Annotated in this window: 2 protein-coding genes and 1 pseudogene; all 3 read left to right on the top strand. The window is 76.8% G+C overall.

Annotated features, from left to right (window positions below; genetic code table 11):
* On the top strand, positions 1-709 hold a 709-nt coding region (gene mshB / locus C1J00_RS41815), incomplete at its 5' end, for an N-acetyl-1-D-myo-inositol-2-amino-2-deoxy-alpha-D-glucopyranoside deacetylase (RefSeq protein WP_102914033.1).
* The gene (locus C1J00_RS41810; protein WP_102914032.1) at positions 706-1,116 is read left to right on the top strand and encodes a DUF6113 family protein; all 411 of its coding nucleotides are present in this window, start codon (positions 706-708) and stop codon (positions 1,114-1,116) included. The genes mshB and C1J00_RS41810, both read left to right, overlap by 4 nt.
* 155 nt (positions 1,117-1,271) lie before the next feature.
* Positions 1,272-2,686 (top strand): annotated as a pseudogene (locus tag C1J00_RS41805) (hypothetical protein); the annotation flags it as partial.

The raw sequence follows: 2,686 nt of genomic DNA, 5'->3' as shown, positions 1-2,686 counted from the left end.
CCCGCCCGAGCTCGCGCACCTGACGGGTGCCGCCCTGGGCCGGCACCGCAGCCGGGAGCTCACCGCCGCCATGGCCGAGCTCGGCGTCCGGGACGTCCGCCTGCTCGGCGGCGCCGGGCGCTACAGCGACTCCGGGATGATGGGCCTGCCGGACAACGACGATCCCGCCTGCTTCTGGCAGGCCGACGTCGACGAGGCCGCCGCGCACCTCGTCGAGGTGATCCGCGAGGTACGCCCCCAGGTCCTCGTCACCTACGACGAGAACGGCGGCTACGGCCACCCCGACCACATCCAGGCCCACCGGGTCGCCATGCGCGCCGTGGAACGGGCCGCCGACGCGGGCCTGCCGGTCCCGAAGGTCTACTGGAACCGGGTCCCCCGGCCGGTTGTGGAGGAGTCCTTCGCACGGCTCCGGAAGGACCTGCCCGGCACGCCCTTCACCAAGGCCGCCGAGGTCGAGGACGTCCCGGGTGTCGTGCCCGCGGAGCGGATCACCACCGAGATCGACGGCACCGCCCACGCCGGAGCCAAGGCCGCCGCGATGCGCGCCCACGCCACCCAGATCACCGTGGCGGGGCAGTACTTCGTGCTCTCCAACGAACTCGCCCAGCCCATCCTCACCACCGAGTACTACGAGCTGGTCCGAGGCGAGCGGGTCCCCGGCCCGCGGGAGACGGACCTGTTCGCCGGTGTCGAGGAGGCCTCATGAGCGACCGTACGTCGATGCTCACCCAGCCGATGCGGCCGCCCACCGCCGGACGCGCCGCCGCCTGCCTCGGCTTCTTCGTGCTCGGCGCCGTGGCCGGTGTGGCCGGGGCGCTGGTGCAGCCCGGGTGGTTCCCGGGCGGGCTGCTGCTCGCCCTGGCCGGTGAGGCCGGAGCCGTCCTGGGGGCCACCCGCGTCCTCGGCAGCCGGGCCGGAGGCGTCGCGGCCGCCGGGGGCTGGATGCTCGCCGTCGTCCTGCTCACCGCCAGCCGCACCGAGGGAGACTTCCTCTTCGCCGCCGGGAGCGGCTCCTATCTCTATCTTCTCGGGGGCATCGCCGTAGCTGTGATCTGTGCCACCCTCGCCCCGGGGCGGCAACCGAACGGCGATCCCGTCCGACTTGCCAAGTGACGTACCACTTCGCCAGGACGTGGCCGTGGGGGTCCGGTGTGGGATTCCCGGCAGTCACGGGATACGGGCGAGAAGTGGCCAGTATGGTGGTGCGCGCCGCCGAGCTGCCCGCGTGAGGTTGTGTCGGGCGGCGGAGCCAACCGGGAGAACCTGCCTTGAGTCGTGAAACTGACACTCCGTCCTCCGGGCCCAACGGGCGCGGCGGAGCCGCCTACCCGTCGGGTACGCCGCCGTACGGGACCCCCACGGTCTCCGACGCCGGTGCGGACGCGGGCCGTTCCGCCACGCGGCCGGAGGAACGCAAGACCGAGACCACGCTGACGACCCGGATCCGGATCAACATCCCCGGGTCGCGGCCGATTCCGCCCGTGGTGGTGCGCAAGCCCGTCGCGGATGCGGAGAGCCCGGCCGACACCGACACGCGCGGTGCGGAGCCGACGGCGCCGGGCGCCGCCTCGTCCACGGGCACGTCCGCGGGCACGGTCGAGTCTCCCGCCGACCCCGCGCAGCCGGGCGACGACAAGCCGGCCAGCGACTGGTTCGCGCCGCGCAAGTCCGGTGGAGGCAAGGGCGGTCCGGGCGGCGGCTCCACCAACGGGGCCGGGCTGCCGGGTGGTTCGGGTCCGGCGGCGGGCGGCTCCGGTGCGGGCGGTCCCGCTGCCGGGACGCCGGGTGCCGGTGCCGGTGTCGGTGCGTCCGGTGGGGCCCGGCCGGGTGCCGGGCGGCCCGGGGGCGTGGTCGGTTCGATGGGCGCGCCGGGCGGCTCCCGGTCCGGCGGCACGAACGGTGCCGGGCTCCCGGGCGGCGCTACCGGCGGCCCCGTCGCGCCCGGGCACGGCGGTGGTACCGGCTCCTTCGACGTCACCGAGGCCTTGGCGGCGGGCCCCCTGGGCAACGGCTCGCGTCCCGCCCCGGGCGGCGGCGAACCGCGCCGCGACGACCTGCCGTACTTCTCCGAGAACGACCGTGACGAGCAGCACGGGCAGAACGGGCAGAACGGACAAGCCGGTTACGGTGGTCAGCCCGGTGGCCCGACCGCGGCAGACGGATTCGGCCCGCCCGGCGGTCCCGGCTCCCGGGGCCCGGCGGGCCCGACCGGCGGACCGGTCACCGGCGACGGCCCGATGGTGCCGCCGGGCGGAGCGGGCTTCGACGAGCGGGGCGGTCCCGGGAGGCCGGGCGGTTTCACCGCGCCCGGAGGCCCGGGCGGCGCACCCGGTGCCTTCGACGCACCCGGCGGCCCCGGCGGCTTCGGCAACGAGCCGGGCGGCCCGGCTGGACCCGGTGCCTTCAACGCCCCCGGCGGCCCCGCCGGCCGTGACAGCTTCGGCGACCCGGCCAGGCCCGGCGCCCCCGAGTCCTTCAACGACCCCGGCCGCTCCGGCGCCCCCGGTGGACCTGGCGGCTTCGACGACCCGGCTCGGCACGGCGCCCCCGGCAGCTCCGGCGGCTTCGGCGACCCGGGCCGCCCCGGCGCTCCCGAGGCCTTCACCGACCCCGGCCGGCCGGGAGGCCCCGGCGCACCCGCCGGGCACGGAGCCATAGGCGGCGGCCCCGGCGTACCCGGAGC

The organism is Streptomyces cahuitamycinicus, from assembly GCF_002891435.1.
Lineage (GTDB): Bacteria > Actinomycetota > Actinomycetes > Streptomycetales > Streptomycetaceae > Streptomyces > Streptomyces cahuitamycinicus.
The sequence above is the reverse complement of the archived record's forward strand: the minus strand, read 5'-3'. Positions and strand labels throughout refer to the sequence as shown.

Coding starts and splice junctions, on each gene's coding strand:
- C1J00_RS41810 (WP_102914032.1), top strand. CDS start 706: ATGAGCGACCGTACGTCGATGCTCACCCAGCCGATGCGGCCGCCCACC.